18 protein-coding genes are annotated in these 17,656 nt (G+C 49.8%); 16 read left to right on the top strand and 2 right to left on the bottom strand.

Annotated features, from left to right (window positions below):
• Entirely contained in the window at positions 1-837 is an 837-nt protein-coding gene (gene map, locus Q7T66_RS02900; RefSeq protein WP_304931790.1) for a type I methionyl aminopeptidase, read from the bottom strand.
• Positions 838-1,120: 283 nt separating this feature from the next.
• On the opposite strand from map, the gene rpsB reads away from it, so the two are divergent.
• From rpsB to Q7T66_RS02820, 16 genes are all read left to right on the top strand, one after another.
• Positions 1,121-1,867: a 30S ribosomal protein S2 gene (gene rpsB / locus Q7T66_RS02895; RefSeq protein WP_304931789.1), complete on the top strand. Its 747-nt coding sequence runs from the start codon at positions 1,121-1,123 to the stop codon at positions 1,865-1,867.
• A gap of 140 nt (positions 1,868-2,007) precedes the next feature.
• Positions 2,008-2,889: a translation elongation factor Ts gene (gene tsf, locus Q7T66_RS02890; protein ID WP_304931788.1), complete on the top strand. Its 882-nt coding sequence runs from the start codon at positions 2,008-2,010 to the stop codon at positions 2,887-2,889.
• A gap of 184 nt (positions 2,890-3,073) precedes the next feature.
• Complete coding sequence (pyrH, locus tag Q7T66_RS02885; RefSeq protein ID WP_304931787.1) at positions 3,074-3,790, top strand: UMP kinase; 717 nt, start codon at positions 3,074-3,076, stop codon at positions 3,788-3,790.
• A gap of 85 nt (positions 3,791-3,875) precedes the next feature.
• Positions 3,876-4,436 (top strand): ribosome recycling factor, encoded by a 561-nt coding sequence (gene frr, locus Q7T66_RS02880; protein WP_304931786.1) that lies wholly within the window; start codon positions 3,876-3,878, stop codon positions 4,434-4,436.
• Positions 4,437-4,485: 49 nt separating this feature from the next.
• Positions 4,486-5,250, top strand: coding sequence for a polyprenyl diphosphate synthase (uppS, locus tag Q7T66_RS02875; RefSeq protein ID WP_304931785.1), 765 nt, complete (start codon positions 4,486-4,488; stop codon positions 5,248-5,250).
• Complete coding sequence (locus Q7T66_RS02870) at positions 5,244-6,062, top strand: phosphatidate cytidylyltransferase (RefSeq protein ID WP_304931783.1); 819 nt, start codon at positions 5,244-5,246, stop codon at positions 6,060-6,062. Before uppS ends, Q7T66_RS02870 begins: the two co-directional genes overlap by 7 nt.
• A 19-nt stretch (positions 6,063-6,081) precedes the next feature.
• Entirely contained in the window at positions 6,082-7,260 is a 1,179-nt protein-coding gene (gene ispC, locus Q7T66_RS02865) for a 1-deoxy-D-xylulose-5-phosphate reductoisomerase (RefSeq protein WP_304931782.1), read from the top strand.
• A 2-nt stretch (positions 7,261-7,262) separates the two neighbouring features.
• Entirely contained in the window at positions 7,263-8,630 is a 1,368-nt protein-coding gene (rseP, locus tag Q7T66_RS02860; RefSeq protein WP_304931781.1) for an RIP metalloprotease RseP, read from the top strand.
• A 58-nt stretch (positions 8,631-8,688) separates the two neighbouring features.
• On the top strand, positions 8,689-11,082 hold the full coding sequence (gene bamA, locus Q7T66_RS02855) for an outer membrane protein assembly factor BamA (protein WP_304931780.1): 2,394 nt from the start codon (positions 8,689-8,691) through the stop codon (positions 11,080-11,082).
• 42 nt (positions 11,083-11,124) lie between these two features.
• Positions 11,125-11,658: an OmpH family outer membrane protein gene (locus tag Q7T66_RS02850; protein WP_370691601.1), complete on the top strand. Its 534-nt coding sequence runs from the start codon at positions 11,125-11,127 to the stop codon at positions 11,656-11,658.
• Positions 11,659-11,673: 15 nt separating this feature from the next.
• The gene (lpxD, locus tag Q7T66_RS02845) at positions 11,674-12,741 is read left to right on the top strand and encodes a UDP-3-O-(3-hydroxymyristoyl)glucosamine N-acyltransferase (protein ID WP_304931779.1); all 1,068 of its coding nucleotides are present in this window, start codon (positions 11,674-11,676) and stop codon (positions 12,739-12,741) included.
• On the top strand, positions 12,734-13,252 hold the full coding sequence (gene fabZ / locus Q7T66_RS02840; RefSeq protein ID WP_304931778.1) for a 3-hydroxyacyl-ACP dehydratase FabZ: 519 nt from the start codon (positions 12,734-12,736) through the stop codon (positions 13,250-13,252). The genes lpxD and fabZ overlap by 8 nt, the downstream gene beginning before the upstream one ends.
• The gene (lpxA, locus tag Q7T66_RS02835) at positions 13,252-14,040 is read left to right on the top strand and encodes an acyl-ACP--UDP-N-acetylglucosamine O-acyltransferase (RefSeq protein WP_304931777.1); all 789 of its coding nucleotides are present in this window, start codon (positions 13,252-13,254) and stop codon (positions 14,038-14,040) included. Before fabZ ends, lpxA begins: the two co-directional genes overlap by 1 nt.
• Positions 14,041-14,065: 25 nt before the next feature.
• A complete protein-coding gene (gene lpxB, locus Q7T66_RS02830) occupies positions 14,066-15,202 on the top strand; it encodes a lipid-A-disaccharide synthase (RefSeq protein ID WP_304932314.1) in 1,137 nt (378 codons plus the stop codon).
• 37 nt (positions 15,203-15,239) lie between these two features.
• A complete protein-coding gene (gene rnhB / locus Q7T66_RS02825; RefSeq protein WP_304931776.1) occupies positions 15,240-15,857 on the top strand; it encodes a ribonuclease HII in 618 nt (205 codons plus the stop codon).
• 47 nt (positions 15,858-15,904) lie between these two features.
• On the top strand, positions 15,905-16,693 hold the full coding sequence (locus tag Q7T66_RS02820; RefSeq protein ID WP_304931775.1) for an RNA methyltransferase: 789 nt from the start codon (positions 15,905-15,907) through the stop codon (positions 16,691-16,693).
• Positions 16,694-16,711: 18 nt separating this feature from the next.
• On the opposite strand, the gene Q7T66_RS02815 is transcribed toward Q7T66_RS02820, so the two are convergent.
• Positions 16,712-17,557, bottom strand: a complete 846-nt coding sequence (locus Q7T66_RS02815; RefSeq protein ID WP_304931774.1) for a pyruvate, water dikinase regulatory protein — start codon at positions 17,555-17,557, stop codon at positions 16,712-16,714.
• Positions 17,558-17,656: the final 99 nt, after the last annotated feature.

Genomic DNA, 17,656 nt, shown 5'->3' with positions numbered 1-17,656 from the left:
TTAGGCGTTGGCAGGTTGTGGGATATCTGTTTGCTGCGCGATAAACGCAGGCGGCGGCGGGGTGCCAGCCGATTGCGTCAGGATTTCATAGCCGGTTTCGGTTACGAGTACGGTATGTTCCCATTGGGCCGACAGGCTGCGATCTTTGGTTTTGATGGTCCAGCCATCGCCCATTTCACGGATTTCGCGGCGACCTGCGTTGATCATCGGTTCGACCGTAAAGATCATGCCGGCAACGAGTTTTTCCAGTGTTCCGGGACGGCCGTAATGCAACACTTGCGGTTCTTCATGGAAGACTTTGCCGATGCCGTGGCCGCAAAATTCGCGCACCACGCTGTAGCCGTTTTTTTCCGCATGCTGTTGAATCGCAAAACCGATATCGCCCAAATGTGCGCCCGGTTTGATTTTCGAGATACCTAACCACATGCATTCGTAAGTGATTTCGCTCAGGCGCTTGGCTTGAATCGACGGTTCGCCAATCAAGAACATGCGGCTGTTGTCGCCGTGATAACCATCCTTGATAACGGTAATGTCCAGATTGACCGAGTCGCCGTTCTTTAAAACCTTGTCGCCGGGAATGCCGTGGCAAATCACATCATTAACCGATGTGCAAATTGCTTTTGGATAAGGCGTATAGCCGGGTGGGCAGTAATTTAAAGGAGCGGGAATCGTATCTTGCACATTGACCATGTATTCATGGCACAGACGATCCAGTTCGCCGGTAGTCACGCCCGCCTTGACGAATGGCGTGATGTAATCTAGAACTTCGGCGCCTAGCCGGCCGGCAACACGCATGCCTTCGATATCTTCTGCAGTTTTAATTGAAATATTGCTCATGGGAATCCGAAAAATGCTGAGAGTTACATGCTGAATTCGCAGCATGAATTAGAAATAGATAAAGAATTATAGACGAGCGCTTACTTATTCGCCGACGAAAGTGGCGTGGGACTTGAAACAAATAGCACTTTCGGGGTAGAATCTCGGGCTTGCCTGAATTGGTTTTCAAGCAAATTTTTTTGTAAATCGCGAATCCGCTCGAAAAGGGTGCCTGAATCAAGACTGAAAGCAGTCCATGATTCTGGTGACTGAGCAGATTCCAGACCCCAACCCTGGAGATATTATGTCAGTAACAATGCGTGAAATGCTGGAAGCCGGTGTCCATTTCGGTCACCAAACCCGCTTCTGGAACCCAAAGATGGCTCCTTACATTTTCGGCCATCGCAACAGAATTCATATCGTCAATCTGGAAAAAACCTTGGGCATGTACCAAGAGGCGATGAAGTACATCAAACAATTGTCATCGAACCGCGGCACCGTGTTGTTCGTCGGTACCAAGCGTCAAGCGCGTGAAACCATCGCCGCTGAAGCAGCGCGCGCTGGCATGCCTTACGTTGATCAACGCTGGTTGGGCGGCATGCTCACCAACTTCAAAACAATCAAAACATCGATCAAGCGTTTGAAAGAATTGGAAGCATTGGTTGAAGACGGCTCGATCGAAAAACTCAGCAAAAAAGAAGCGCTGATGTTTGAACGAGAAAAAATCAAGCTGGAAAAAGCAATCGGCGGCATCAAGGACATGGGCGGCATTCCTGACGCAATTTTCGTGGTTGACGTTGGTTACCACAAAGGTGCGATCACCGAAGCAGCTAAACTGGGCATCCCGGTTATCGGCGTCGTTGATACCAACCACTCGCCAGAAGGCGTTACCTACATCATCCCAGGTAACGATGACTCGTCCAAAGCAATCATGTTGTACGCTCGCGGCGTAGCAGATGCGATCCTCGAAGGCCGCGCTAGCGCGACTAACGATTTGGTCGAATCGATCAAAGGCGGCGACGACTTCGTTGAGGTCAGCGAGCAGGCTTAATACCCTGGCTCTGATGGTTTGAGCGTCAGAAATCAAGGGGCAACAGTGGTTCGCCCCTTTTTTTCGAGCACATTTTGAACGTAATAAGATGGAGGGCGTCACAGCGACGTCTGTCTGTCAGGAATTGTTAGGAGATTGTAATGGCCGTTATTACTGCAGCTATGGTTGGTGAACTGCGCGCTCTGACTGATGCGCCTATGATGGAATGCAAAAAAGCATTGACGGAAGCCGATGGCGATCCAGTCAAAGCAGAAGAACTGCTGCGCGTTAAACTCGGTAGCAAAGCATCGAAAGCTGCTTCCCGCGTAACCGCTGAAGGCGTTGTTGCTGCTTTCGTATCAGGTAACGTCGGCGCGTTGGTTGAAGTTAACTGCGAAACAGATTTCGTTACCAAGAACGATGAATTCCTCGCCTTGGCAAATGCTTGCGCTAAATTGATCGCTGAAAAAAATCCAGCTGACGTGGCTGCCTTGTCGGCCTTGCCTTTGGATGGCAAAACAGTTGAAGAACAACGCGCTGCGTTGATCGGTCGTATCGGCGAAAACATGTCTATCCGTCGTTTTCAACGTTTTGAAACAGCTGGCAAATTGGCTTCCTACCTGCACGGTACTCGTATCGGCGTGATGGTTGATTTCGACAGCGCAGACGAACAAGTCGGTAAAGATGTGGCTATGCACATCGCAGCGATGAAGCCAGTTGCATTGTCATCAGACAATGTTCCTGCTGATTTGATCGCTAAAGAGCGTTCGGTTGCAGAACTGAAAGCCGCTGAATCAGGCAAGCCGGCTGAAATCGTCACCAAAATGGTTGAAGGTTCGGTACAGAAATACCTGAAAGAAGTTTCCTTGCTGAACCAGACATTTGTTAAAAACGACAAGCAAACTGTCGAACAAATGTTGAAAGACACCAAATCCACCGTGAAAGCATTCACGATGTATGTGGTCGGTGAAGGCATTGAGAAGAAACAAGACGACTTTGCTGCAGAAGTAGCAGCACAGGTCGCAGCAGCAAAACAGGCGTAAGTTAAAAAAATCGGGCCGAAAGGCCCGTTTTTTTAACGCCATCAAGTATGCTTTGATGTGTGCCAATAATTAAGATTTTGCTTCAGCATCGTCATCCACAATATGGCAATGCTGAAGCAGAATCTGGTAAGAACTGAAGTAAAACCGTCGCCTCAGTAAAACCGGATAACAAGGAATCCTGCCCATGACAAGCCCAGCCTACAAACGCGTTCTCCTCAAACTTTCAGGTGAAGCGTTAATGGGAGACGATCCGTACGGTATCAATCGCGCGACCATCGAACGTATGGTGGCCGATGTGTCGGAAGTCTCAAAACTGGGTGTGGAGCTGGCGATCGTGATTGGCGGCGGCAATATTTTCCGCGGCGTTGCGCCTGGTGCGCAAGGGATGGATCGCGCCACCGCCGATTACATGGGCATGTTGGCTACGGTTATGAACTCACTGGCATTGGCTGACGCGATGCGTCAGGCGGGTATCACTGCTCGTGTGATGTCGGCAATTGCGATCGAACAAGTTGTCGAGCCATATGTCCGTCCCAAGGCTTTGCAGTATCTGGAAGAAGGCAAGATCGTTGTCTTCGCAGCCGGTACCGGCAATCCATTTTTCACCACTGATACCGCAGCTGCTTTGCGCGGCTCAGAAATCGGCGCAGAAATCGTCTTGAAAGCGACCAAAGTCGACGGCGTGTACAGCGCAGATCCAAACAAGGATCCGGATGCAACACGTTATTCAACCATCACTTTTGACGAAGCGATTTCCAAGCATTTGCAGGTCATGGATGCGACTGCGTTTGCATTGTGCCGCGATCAAAAATTACCAATCAAAGTATTCTCCATCGTCAAACCGGGTGCGCTTAAACGCGTGATCATGGGTGAAGACGAAGGCACATTGGTGCACGTATAAACCAAGTAAGTTTTATCGAATTTTGTAAAATTGAATACAGCGAATTCAATTTTCGTTTAACTCGTAGCAAAAGAGGAGAGCAGTAATGACTGTTGCAGAAGCAAAAAAGACTGCTGATCAAAAAATGCAAAAGTCGATCGAGACTTTGCGCGCAGATTTGGCAAAAGTACGTACCGGCCGCGCTCACACCGGCATATTGGATCACGTCATGGTCGAGTACTACGGTAACCCAACCAATTTGACTCAGGTTGCCAACGTGACGCTGGTCGATGCGCGCACAATCGGTGTTCAACCTTTCGAAAAGAAAATGGTTGCTGTTGTTGAGAAAGCCATTCGTGATGCTGACCTCGGTTTGAATCCATCAACCCAGGGCGAAATGATCCGTGTACCGACACCACCGTTGACCGAAGAACGCCGCAAGGAAATGGTCAAGCTGGTCAAGAGCGAAGCCGAAGATGCAAAAATCGCGATCCGCAATATTCGCCGCGACGCCAACGAAACTCTGAAAAAGCTGTTGAAAGAAAAAGCCTGCTCGGAAGATGACGAACGTCGCGCGCAAGACGAAATCCAAAAGCTGACCGACAAGTTTGTGTTGGAAGTCGACAGAATGGTCGTCGAAAAAGAAAAAGAAGTGCTGACAGTTTGAGTCGGCCCTCGATTCTTTTGTCACTCTTTTCATTTCTGGCCGCCCATCCATGACATCGTCAAGCTCAACCCAGGTCGTGCCGGACGTATCACTGGTGCCGCGTCATATTGCCATCATCATGGATGGCAATGGACGCTGGGCGACCAAGCGTTTCATGCCGCGCGTAGCAGGCCACGTCAAAGGTGTAGAAGCGGTACGCGGTATCGTCGAAGCCTGCGCAATGCAGGGCGTCGAGTACGTGACTTTTTTTGCTTTCAGCTCGGAAAACTGGCGTCGCCCCGAGGATGAAGTGTCCTTGCTGATGCGTTTGTTCGTGACCGCTCTGGAACGCGAAGTAGCGAAGATGCACGCCAACGGCATACGCCTGAAAATTGTCGGCGACCTCAGTCGCTTCGACGACAAACTGCAAAAAATGATTGCCAGCGCAGAGCGCAAGACTGCCGCCAACGATAAGCTGACGGTGACTATTTGCGCCAACTACGGCGGTCGTTGGGACATCATGCAGGCAGTAAATCAAATGGTAGCGACCAATCCAGGTGCGACTGATTTTACTGAAGAGCAACTGGCGCAATATCTGTCGCTGTCTTATGCGCCTGAGCCGGATCTCTTCATTCGTACTGGTGGCGAAGAACGTATTTCCAATTTCCTGTTGTGGCAACTTGCTTATACCGAGTTGTATTTCACTGATGCCTACTGGCCCGATTTTGACGCGGCTGAGTTAGAGAAGGCAATTTCATCCTATCAGCAACGCGAACGGCGTTTTGGTCGTACCAGCGCCCAGTTGACTGAACAAGCATCGGCGGCCAAATGCTGAAAACCCGCATTATCACTGCGTTAATTTTGCTGGCAGTGTTGCTGCTGGTGATTTCATCCGGTTCATTTGAAGTATTTGCGGTATTCACCGGCATCTTTTTTGCGGCTGCCGCATGGGAATGTCTGCGTCTGTTCGGCAATAAATTCCCCGTGTTCGGTGCTGTGTTGTGGACGGCAGCATTTACCTATCTGGTGGTGACCGCCAGCTTCAAACAAAGCATGCTTTTGTATGCGATCTGCGTTGCGATCTGGGCCGTGCGTCTGGTGCCATCCTTGGGATTTGGATTGCCGCCGCTGGATGGCTTCCGCAATCGCTTGCTGACTGGTATTTTTGGTATCGCCGTTCTTGGCGCATTCATTGCCATACTCAGTTTGTACAATCGATCGGCGCTGTATATGTTTTCGGTCATGGCGCTGGTCTGGATTGCTGACATCGGTGCTTACTTCAGTGGCAAAGCTTTTGGCAAACGCAAACTGGCGCCATCGATTTCTCCGGGTAAATCCTGGGAAGGCGCGATTGGCGGCGGTATTCTGGTTTTGCTTGCTAGCGCAGCAACGCTTACTGTGCCAGCCTTGAACGATACCTTTGCCGTACAGCTTTATCTCAAGTGGGGTTGGGCTGGTTTCCTGACGATATTGCTATTGATGGTTGCCGCCAGCATAGTCGGCGATCTGTTCGAATCCCAACTCAAGCGCCGCGCCGGTATGAAGGACAGCAGCAATCTGCTGCCCGGCCATGGCGGCGTACTCGATAGACTGGATGCGTTAATTCCGACATTGCCGCTGGCAGTGCTGGTTGGCTACTGGATGTAAGGCGCAGATGCGGCAAAAAATGCAGCACATCACAATACTCGGTTCGACTGGTTCCATAGGCGTATCGACTCTCGACGTCATCGCACGTCACCCTGATCGTTATCGTGTCTATGCATTGACGGCGCACAATCGTGTCAAAGAGTTGGCCGCGCAATGCGCACAATTCCAACCAAGTATCGCAGTTGTCGGTAGCGCCGAATCTGCTCAAAAACTCCAACTTATCTTGCGTCAGCAAGGCCTGAAAACTCAGGTCGAATATGGTGAAGCTGCTTTATGCGCGGTCGCTAGTGCGGCTGAATGCGATAGTGTCATGGCCGCGATTGTTGGTGCGGCTGGACTTGCGCCAACGCTGGCCGCAGCACGTGCCGGTAAAAAAGTGCTATTGGCGAATAAAGAAGCGCTGGTGATGTCTGGCCCATTATTGATGGAGGCGGTCGCTGCCAGTGGCGCGACTTTGATGCCGATTGATAGCGAGCACAATGCTATTTTTCAATGTATGCCGGCGGCATATCATGCGCAAGATCAACGCTCACCATCGCAGCATGGGATAGAAAAAATTCTGTTGACGGCGTCGGGCGGACCTTTCCTGCATCGCGATATCAATACCCTGAATCAGGTCACCTGCGCTGAAGCGATTGCGCATCCCAAATGGGTGATGGGCCGCAAGATCTCGGTGGATTCCGCCACGATGATGAACAAGGGGCTGGAAGTCATAGAAGCCCATTGGTTATTCGGTGTTCCGGCTAGTCAGATTGAAGTCGTGATCCACCCGCAAAGTGTGGTGCATTCGATGGTCTCTTATGTCGACGGTTCGGTGCTGGCGCAACTGGGTAATCCGGATATGCGTACGCCGATTGCACATGCGATGGCTTATCCGGAGCGGATTGCTTCCGGTGTCGCGCCTATCGATTTGGTCAAGATTGCTCAACTTACTTTTGAGACGCCTGACTTGGTGCGATTTCCATGTCTGAAACTGGCGTATGATGCACTGCAAGCGGGCGGTTCCGCACCGGCGATCATGAATGCGGCGAATGAAATTGCGGTGCAGGCATTCCTTGATGGTCGCATTGGTTTTCGGGTGATCGATCAATTGATTGCTCGCGTGATGGCCGCTTTGCCTTCGGGGCCCGTAACGGATATTGAATCAGTTTTTGAGCAAGATCAGCGCGCGCGCGATGTTGCGAATTCTTTTATATAAACATGCACTTTCTCCAAACTATCCTCGCATTTGCAGTTGTTCTCGGCGTGCTGATTATCGTGCACGAACTGGGGCACTATTTGGTAGCGCGTTGGTGCGGTGTCAAAGTGTTGCGTTTCTCCGTTGGGATGGGAAAAGTAATTTTTTCGCGTCGTTACGGTCCAGATCAAACTGAATGGGCAATTTCAGTTTTGCCACTTGGTGGTTACGTCAAAATGCTGGATGCGCGCGAAGGCGATCTCAGTCATGTCTCGCCAGCCGATCTGAAGCGCGAATTCACCCGTCAATCTGTATGGCGTCGTATTGCGATTGTGGCCGCTGGCCCGCTCGCTAATTTCCTGCTTGCGATCCTCGTGTTCGCAGGTTTGTATGTATACGGCATTCCAGAGCCTGCGCCGAAATTACGTGCGCCCGCAGAACAATCCGTGGCGTATAAAGCTGGTCTGCGCGGTGGCGAACTGGTGACAGCCGTGAATGGCGAGCCGATTCAAATTTGGAACGATTTGCGCTGGCAGGTAGTGCAGGGCGTCGTTAACAACAAGCCAGTCAAGCTGGATGTTGAACGCGCTAATCCTAATTCCCCATCTGAAAAAATAATCAACACGCTGACCATTCCAGTCGACAGCATTTCGGCTGAAGAACTGGAGGGTGATTTCCTCGTCAAGCTCGGTATCGACTTGGCGCGTCCTCGAGCAATCCTGGGTCAGGTTGTTCCAGACGGCCCAGCTATGCTGGCGGGCTTGAAGACTGGCGATCTGGTGACTGCAGTGAATGGCGTGGTTATCCCGGATGGGATGGCCTTGGTTGAAGCCGTTCGTGCTTCACCTGGCAAGAACTTGAAAATTGATCTTTTGCGCGATGGTCAGCCACTGAGCTTGAACGTTACGCCGGAAGAGGCGAGCAAAGATGGCCAGGTCTTCGGCCGCATCAAGGTTGAAGTGCCGATGGCACCAGAAATGGTGTTGGCAAGTCACGGGCCAATTACCGCCTTGGCCAAGGGTGTACAAAAGACCTGGGATACCAGCGCGATGACCTTGAAAATGGTCGGCAAGATGATCGTCGGCGAGGTGTCCTGGAAGAATGTCACGGGCCCGATCACGATTGCTGATTACGCAGGACAGACGGCCCGTATCGGTCTGATTAGTTACTTGAGTTTTATTGCCTTCGTCAGTATCAGTTTAGGTGTCATGAATCTATTGCCTATACCAGTGCTGGATGGTGGGCATTTGCTGTATTATGCTGTGGAAGTTTTGACGGGTCGTCCTGTCTCTGAACGCTTTGGTGCAATTGCGCAGCGTGCGGGAATAGGAATATTGATGACCTTGATGTTGGTGGCGGTCTTTAATGACATTAACCGCCTGATCTCCTGAACTAGGTAAGTCTCTTAACGACCCTAAGTCTGACTAGTATCTTAATTTACGATAGCCAATGAAATTATATTCAGAGCGTTTCTCTTTACCGACTTTCCCTCGTCACCTTATCGCTGTTGCTGCCTTGGCTTTGTGCTCTGGCTACACGCAGGCGGCTGATCCATTCACCGTAAAAGATATCCGCGTCGAAGGTATTCAACGTACCGAAGCGGGCACGGTTTTCAGCTATTTGCCGGTACGGGTTGGTGAAACGTTCACGGATGAAAAAGGTTCGACCGCGATCAAGGCTTTGTACGCGACCGGTTTTTTCAAGGACGTACGGATTGAAGTTGAAGGTGACGTGCTGGTTGTCTTCGTTGAAGAACGTCCTGCGATTGCCTCCGTTGAATTTACCGGCACTAAGGAATTCGATAAAGAACAATTGACCAAAGCGCTGAAAGAAATCGGCGTCGGCGAATCGCGTATTTTCGACAAGGCGCTGGTTGATCGCGCAGAACAAGAATTGAAACGTCAATATCTGTCACGCGGTTTGTATAGTGTTGTGATCACAACCACAGTGACACCGATCGAACGTAACCGCGTATCGATTACTTTCGCAGTGGACGAAGGCGATGTGTCGCGTATCAAGAACATCAACATCATTGGTACTAAAGCGTTCACTGAAAAAGAATTAATCAAGAACATGAGCCTGAGTACACCGGGCTGGTTCACTTGGTATTCCAAGGCTGATCAATATTCGAAACAGAAGCTGGCTGGCGACATTGAAAAAATGAAATCCTTCTATCTGGATCGCGGTTATATCGAGATGCAGATAGAGTCGACACAGGTTTCAATTTCGCCGGATAAAAAAGATATTTACATCACCGTCAATATTAAAGAAGGTGAGAAATACACTGTTTCCGATATCAAACTCGAAGGTGAAATGTTTGGTCGTGAAGAGGAATTGAAGTCGCTGCTGCAATTGAAAAAAGGCGATGTGTATTCTGGTGAAAAACTGACTGCAAGTACCAAAAATATTTCTGAACGTCTGGGTAATTTTGGTTACGCTTTCGCTAACGTGAACGCAAATCCGCAGCTTGATCGCGAAAAGAAAGAAGTTGCTTTTACAGTATTGATCGATCCGGGCAAACGCGTCTATGTTCGCAACATCAATATTTCCGGTAATACTAAAACACGCGATGAAGTGATTCGTCGTGAGTTGCGCCAGTTTGAGAATTCTTGGTATGACGGTGAAAAAATCAAGATGTCGCGCGATCGCGTTGACCGTTTGGACTATTTCAATGAAGTGACAGTCGAAACACCAGACGTACCTGGCAAGACCGATCAAGTTGATGTCAATCTAGCGGTAACCGAGAAGCCAACAGGTAGCATCATGCTGGGTGCGGGGTTCTCCAGTGCAGATAAACTCTCATTAAGCGGATCGATTAATCAAAATAATGCTTTTGGTAGCGGCAATACTGTCGGTATTGACGTCAATACCAGCAAACTGAATCGCACCATTGCGCTGTCTAGCACTAATCCATATTTCACAGATGACGGTATTAGTCGTAGCTATGAGATATTTACACGTACAACCCGTCCTCCTAGTGTGAATACGGGTGACTATCGTATTCGTAGTAATGGTGCGAACGTCAAATTCGGTGTGCCATTTTCTGAGTATGATCGTGTCTTTTTTGGTGTAGGTATTGAGCAGACTAGTGTTGAAACTTACACCGGTGTTACGAATTACAATGATAGTCCGGATGCATACAGGCGTTACGTAGATAGTATTAATAATGTCGCTAACAGCACGACAGATCCTCGGAGTGCCTTTTCGCAAGGACAGCATGATGCTTCAGCGACCGCAATTCCGTTAACTGCGGCGTGGCAGCGGGATAACCGGGATAGCGCGCTGGTGCCTACTAAAGGCCGTTTCCAACGTGCTAATTTTGAAATTTCACCAGGGGGCGACTCTACTTATTATCGTGCAACCTATCAGCATCAATGGTTCCGCCCGTTGTTTAGTAATGTTACTTTGGCATTAAATGGTGAAATTAACTACGGTAAAGGTCTGGGCGGAAAAACCTATCCGATCTTCAAAAACTTCTACGCGGGTGGTATTGGTTCGGTGCGAGGTTATGAAAGTTCGTCACTAGGGCCTAAGGCCGCCAATGGTGATCCATTAGGTGGTTCGTCACGTATCATTGCTAATGCAGAGTTGCAATTCCCGTTCCCTGGATCAGGAACGGATCGCAGCTTGCGTTGGTTTACTTTCTTTGATGCAGGTAATGTTTATGCCGATAGTATCGGTGGTGATTTGAAAACATCCGTAGGTATAGGTTTAAGCTGGATTTCGCCTATCGGACCGTTGAAGTTGAGTTTCGGCAAGCCTTTGAATGCGGACGATAGTAGTGACCCGCTTAAACGTGATAAAACCCAGGCATTCCAGTTCCAGCTAGGCACAGGTTTCTAATCGCCTTCAGGCATAATAGAAATTCAGTAATCGAAATTTGAAATGCGGAGAATTATTTTGAAGTCTTTATTTAAACTATCAGTGGCCTCCAAGGGCCTTACATTATTTATCGCAGGATTATTCCTGGTTTCTGGTGTGCAAGCGCAGGAAATGAAAATTGGCGTAGTCAGTACAGAACGCATTTTCCGTGAAGCTGCGCCTTACAAAGCTGCGCAAGTAAAGATCGAGCAAGAGTTTTCAAAACGTCAAAAAGAATTGCAGGATTTGGCGAATCGTTTGAAAGCCATGGCAGACAAGCTTGATAAGGACGCTGCTGTATTGTCCGATACTGATCGTGCAAAACGTCAGCGTGAATTGGCTGAAGTCGACAAGGATTTTCAACGTACGCAACGTGAATTCAAGGAAGATTTGAATCAACGTCGTAACGAAGAAATGGCGAATGTTATCGATCGTACCAACAAGGTAATCAAGCAGATCGCTGAAGCGGAAAAATACGATATCGTGCTGCAAGAAGCTGTTTACATCAGCCCGCGTATTGACATCACCGACAAAGTGCTCAAGGCTTTGAGCAAATAAAATATAAAGGCAACGATGAGCACTCGGCTGGGAGAATTAGTCGAACGCTTGGGGGGCCGGTTGATAGGTAATGCCGACATTGAAGTTGTCGGCATTGCGCCGTTAAGCGATGCCGATGCATCGCACATCACGTTTCTTTCCAATCCCAAGTTCCGAACGCAAGCTGCACAAACACGTGCGGCTGCTTTGATTTTGTCTGCTGCTGACGATGAAGTTGTCGACGCAACATATTCTGGTGCTCGTATTGTCGTTAGCAATCCGTACGCCTATTTCGCACACGCAGCGCAGTTCTTTGCAGCGCTGACTGCGCGCGCAGCACCGACGGGCATACATCCTACTGCTGCTGTTGATTCGCAAGCGCAAGTTGCTGCCAGCGCCTCTGTAGGATCGCACGTAACCATCGAAGCTGGAGCCATAGTCGAAGATGATTGCGTGATTGGCGCGGGCAGTTTTATCGGAGCGGATGCTCGGGTTGGCAGCGGGACGCGTTTTCATCCACGTGTTACGTTTCTGGCAGGTTGCAAAATTGGCAAACGCGGAATTATTCATTCCGGCGCAGTGATTGGTGCCGATGGTTTCGGCTTTGCCAATGAAGGTGGAGTCTGGATCAAGATCCCACAAACCGGTGCTGTGAAAATCGGCGATGACGTAGAAATTGGTGCGAATACGTCGATTGATAGAGGCGCCTTGGCTGATACCGTGATTGACGACGGCGTCAAGCTCGATAATCAAATCCAGATAGGCCACAATTGCCATATCGGGGCGCATACCGCGATGGCTGGCTGCGTCGGCGTGGCGGGCAGTGCGATTATCGGCAAGCATTGCACATTTGGCGGTGCAGCGATGGTATTAGGCCATCTGACTATCGCTGATAATGTACATATTTCGTCGGGCAGCATGGTGTCGCGCTCGATTCATGAAAAGGGGCAGTACACGGGGTTTTACCCATTGGCAAAAAATGCTGACTGGGAAAAATCAGCCGTCATCGTGCGCAATTTGCCGGCGATGCGTGAGAAAATTCGGACCTTGGAAAAAACAATTAAGTCGCTGGGCGACAACGAGAGTGAAGAACCACATGAGTAACGACATAAAAGCTGAAATTAATGCTGAAGTAAAACCAGTGTCAAAAACGCTGGATATCAATCAGATCAAACAATATTTGCCGCATCGCTATCCGATGCTGCTAGTTGATCGCGTATTGACCTGGGAATCCGGCAAGTCGATTACCGCAATCAAAAACGTTACTGCCAATGAAGAATTCTTTAACGGACATTTCCCGCATAAACCGGTGATGCCTGGGGTGTTGATGATCGAAGCGCTGGCGCAAACCGCCGCCTTGTTGTCGTTTCTGACGATGGGTCAAAAGCCGGATGACAATAGCGTGGTGTATTTCATCGGTATCGATGGTGCGCGTTTCAAGCGTCCGGTTGAACCTGGCGATCAGTTGAAAATGGAAGTCGAAATCCTGCGTAACGCGCGTGGCATCTGGAAATATAAAGCGACCGGTTCTGTAGACGGCCAACTGGCGCTTGAAGCAGAGCTGATGTGCACGATGCGCACTATCAACGAACCAAGTCCAGCTGCGGGGCAGTAATGAGCTTGATTCATCCAACCGCGATCATTGATCCACAAGCGCAACTCGATGCGTCGGTTGAGGTTGGCGCGTATTCGGTGATTGGTCCCAACGTAAAAATTGGTGCACGTACAAAAATTGGTCCGCATGTTGTCGTCGAAGGACATACGACGATAGGTACCGACAACACGATATTTCAGTTCGCTTCGATTGGTGCTGCACCACAAGACAAGAAATATGCGGGCGAGCCTACGCAATTGTCTATCGGTGATCGCAATACGATACGTGAATTTGTCACGATTAATCTCGGCACGACGCAGGATGCAAATATCACGCGTCTGGGCAACGATAACTGGATCATGGCATACGTGCATATCGCGCATGACTGCCAGTTAGGTAGCAACATCATTCTTGCGAATAACGCGACGCTGGCTGGTCACGTGCATCTGGAAGACTGGGTCTTTCTTGGTGGCTTTACCTCGGTCCATCAATTCTGCCGCATCGGCGAACATGCGATGACGGCTTTTACTGCAGCTGTTAGCCAGGACATTCCACCTTTCGTTACTGCAGCCGGGAATCGCGCCGTGCCGGCCGGTATCAATAGCGAAGGCTTGAAGCGTCGCGGCTTTAGCAGCGAACAGATCATGGCCATCAAACGCGGCTATAAAACGATCTATCGTTCTGGCTTGCCGCTGGAAGAAGCCAAAGCCGCATTGCTCGAAGAAGAAAAAAAATCACCCGACGCAGCCGCTTATCTGCGGCAACTGCGTGAATTCATAGCAGCATCTCCTCGTGGCATCATCCGCTGACCTGGCAGGCAAGACCTCGATTGCGATGGTCGCCGGTGAAACTTCCGGTGATTTGCTGGCTGGGCGCTTGCTGTCTGGTTTACGCCCTCAATTGCCGGATGCATTAATGCACGGCATAGGCGGATCGCATATGGCTGAACACGGTTTCATCAGCGATTTCCCTATGGAGAAGTTGTCGGTGCGCGGCTTGTTCGAAGTGCTCGCGCATTACCGTGAAATCAAGGGAATACAAATCGCATTGCGCGATCAGCTATTGCTTGAGAGGCCATCCGTTTTTATAGGTGTGGATGCGCCTGATTTCAATCTGGGATTAGAGGCGGAATTGAAAAGTGCCGGTATTCCAACCATGCATTTCATAGGCCCATCGATCTGGGCATGGCGTGGCGGACGTATCAAGAAGATCGCGCGCGCCGTATCGCACATGCTGGTCATCTTCCCATTCGAGGAAGAAATTTATCGCAAGGCGGGTATTCCAGCGACCTATGTTGGCCATCCGCTGGCGCAAGTCATTCCGATGGTGCCGGATCAAGCCGGTGCACGTGTCGCTTTGGGCTTGTCAGCGACCGCACCTGTTGTATCTATCTTGCCGGGCAGTCGCATGTCGGAGCTCAAGTACAATGCCGTCGCCTTTGTCGCTGCAGCAAAACTATTACTGCAACGCGATCCCACCTTGCAGTTTGTCGCACCGATGGCCGGTGATGCGCAGCATCGTTATTTCAATGAGTTAATTGCACAAGCCGGTTTGCAGGATGTACCTATTAAAGTCATAGACGGTCAATCGCATCGTGCGCTGGCGGCCGCTGATGCAGTCTTGGTTGCGTCGGGTACCGCATCGCTCGAAGTCGCTCTGTTCAAAAAGCCGATGGTCATCGCTTACAAAATGATGCGGGCTTCCTGGCATGTGTTGCGTCATATGGGTTATCAGCCGTGGATAGGCTTGCCGAATATTCTTGCGCAAGAGTTTTTGGTGCCAGAATTATTGCAGGATGCAGCAACGCCTGAAGCGTTGGCAGATGCCTTGTGGAAGCAATTGCAGGACGGTACACATCGTGAATACCTGCAGCGCCGCTTCACAGAAATGCACCATACTTTGTTGCGTGATACTGCCGCAGAAAGCGCGCGCGCCGTGCTGGAATTGATTGCACAATCGCCCCGTGCTTGATTGCATGCGCATTTACTAATAAAGCACATACATAGCCATGGTAAAAAGAATCGACACCAATCTTTCGCTATTCACTAGCCTGGATGAGGATGTCATGTGCGGCGTCGATGAAGCGGGTCGCGGTCCATTGGCAGGCCCTGTGTTTGCTGCTGCGGTGATTCTTGATCCGCTGCGTCCAATTGCTGGTTTGCGCGACTCGAAGAAACTCACAGAGGCAAAGCGCGATGCATTGGCGATCGAGATCAAATCATATGCGTTGTCTTGGTCGATTGCACAATGTTCTGAAGAAGAAATCGATACTCTGAACATTTTGCAAGCCACCATGCTGGCAATGCGTCGTGCCATTGAGGGCCTGCATATAATCCCGACATTGGCACTGATCGACGGTAATCGTTGCCCGGTCATGACAGTGCGTGGCGAGGCGATCATCAAAGGCGACGACAAAGTGCCGGCGATTTCTGCTGCATCGATTTTGGCAAAAACTGCGCGCGATCATGCATTAGGATTGCTTCACATTGAATACCCGCATTACGCCTTCGATCAACACAAAGGTTATCCAACAGCTTTGCATATGGAGCGATTGCGTGAACATGGCGTATCGCCTGTGCATCGCAAGTCGTATGCGCCTGTGCGCGCCTTGCTTAATAAATATTAATTACCAAATAGTCGCGACAAAAACCGCCAGATGCATTGCTGCTAATCATGACGCTCAAAACAATTTCATCGCGTGACAATCCACTCTATAAAGAATGGAAACTTCTCGCTACCAGTTCGCAGGCACGTCGCAAGGCGGGCCGCACTCTGCTGGACGGCGTACATCTGTGTGAAGCGTATTTGCAGCACATTGGTAGTCCACCTGTTTGCATCGTCAGCGAAACGGCTTTACTCAATAGCGAAGTGAAAGTCATTCTGCAAGAGTGTGGTGATAGTCAAAGTATCGTGCTGCCTGATGCCTTGTTCCACGCACTAAGTCAGGTTGAACATGGCGTTGATATTTTGTTTGTGGTTGATACGCCCGAACAGGTCGAGCCACAGCGCTTGGCGCAATCCGCAGTATTGCTGGATAAGGTGCAGGATCCTGGTAATTTCGGCTCCATCGTACGCAGCGCCGCCGCCGCTGGGATCAAGCAAGTATTTTGCGGCCCAGGTACCACGTTCGCATGGTCACCCAAGGTATTGCGCGCGGGAATGGGCGCGCATTTTTTGATAGAGATATTTGAAAATGTCGATCTGGAAGCTTTGATCAAGCGCGCCGATATTCCCGTCATCGCCACTAGTTCGTATGCAGAAAAACGTATCTACGATCTGGATCTGAAGCAGTCGGTAGCTTGGCTGTTTGGGCATGAAGGGCAGGGCGTCGCGGAACATTTGTTGGCCTTGTCCACGCATCAAGCCACGATTCCTCATCTAGGCGCGATTGAATCGCTGAACGTTGCAGCAAGCTCGGCAGTATGTTTTTTCGAGCAAGTGCGGCAACAAACTTCAAACTAAAATTTCACGCTAGTTTTTTTAATAAGGTCGTTGCTCGGATTTAATTTCCTGCAATATCGTCGCCGCAATTTCTTCGATAGATTTAGTCGTCGATGACATCCAGCGTATGCCTTCGCGGCGCATCATTTTTTCTGCTTCATTGACTTCGTAGCGACAGTTTTCCAATGCAGCATATTTGCTGCCTGGTAAACGTTCATTGCGGATTTCTGCCAATCGATCTGGCGCAATCGAGAGTCCAAACATCTTGCTCTTGTATGGCGCTAATCCGCTAGGCAATTTCTCTCTTTCAAAATCATCAGGGATCAATGGATAGTTCGCCGCCTTGATGCCGTATTGCATCGCCAGGAATAAACTGGTTGGTGTTTTACCTGAGCGTGATACGCCGACCAAAATTACATCTGCTCCCGATAAATTCTTGTTCGATTGGCCGTCATCGTGCGCCAGCGAAAAGTTGATCGCTTCGATACGATTTTTATACTCTTCCGAATCAGTGCCGGTATGACTGCGGCCTATCGTATGTGTGGATTTGACTCCCAGTTCTTGTTCAAGCGGCTCGACGAAGGTTTGAATCAGATCCATGTGCATGCCTTTGGATAGCCGCACCACATTCGATAGATCTGCTTTTACTAAAGTAGAAAAAACAATTGGCCGTTGACCATCGATGGCAAAGGCATCATTGATTTTGCGCAGTGCATCATGCGCCTTGTCGAGCGTGTCGATGAACGGCAAACGTATCTGTTTGAAGCGCAAGTCAAACTGCGTCAGCACTGAATGGCCGAAAGTTTCTGCAGTGATACCTGTTCCATCAGAAACAAAAAAGACAGTGCGTGCACTGAGCGTATTACGTTCGGAAGAAGTGGCCATGAGTGAAATGTAAGACTACTGTAAGTTAAAAAAATGCTGCACTGCGATGCGCATTGATACGGGATTCTGTAAAATGGCGGCCAATAGCTATTTTGTCCA

This window comes from Herminiimonas sp., from assembly GCF_030655415.1.
Note: the sequence above shows the minus strand (reverse complement) of the source record. Positions and strands in the feature narration are given on the sequence as shown.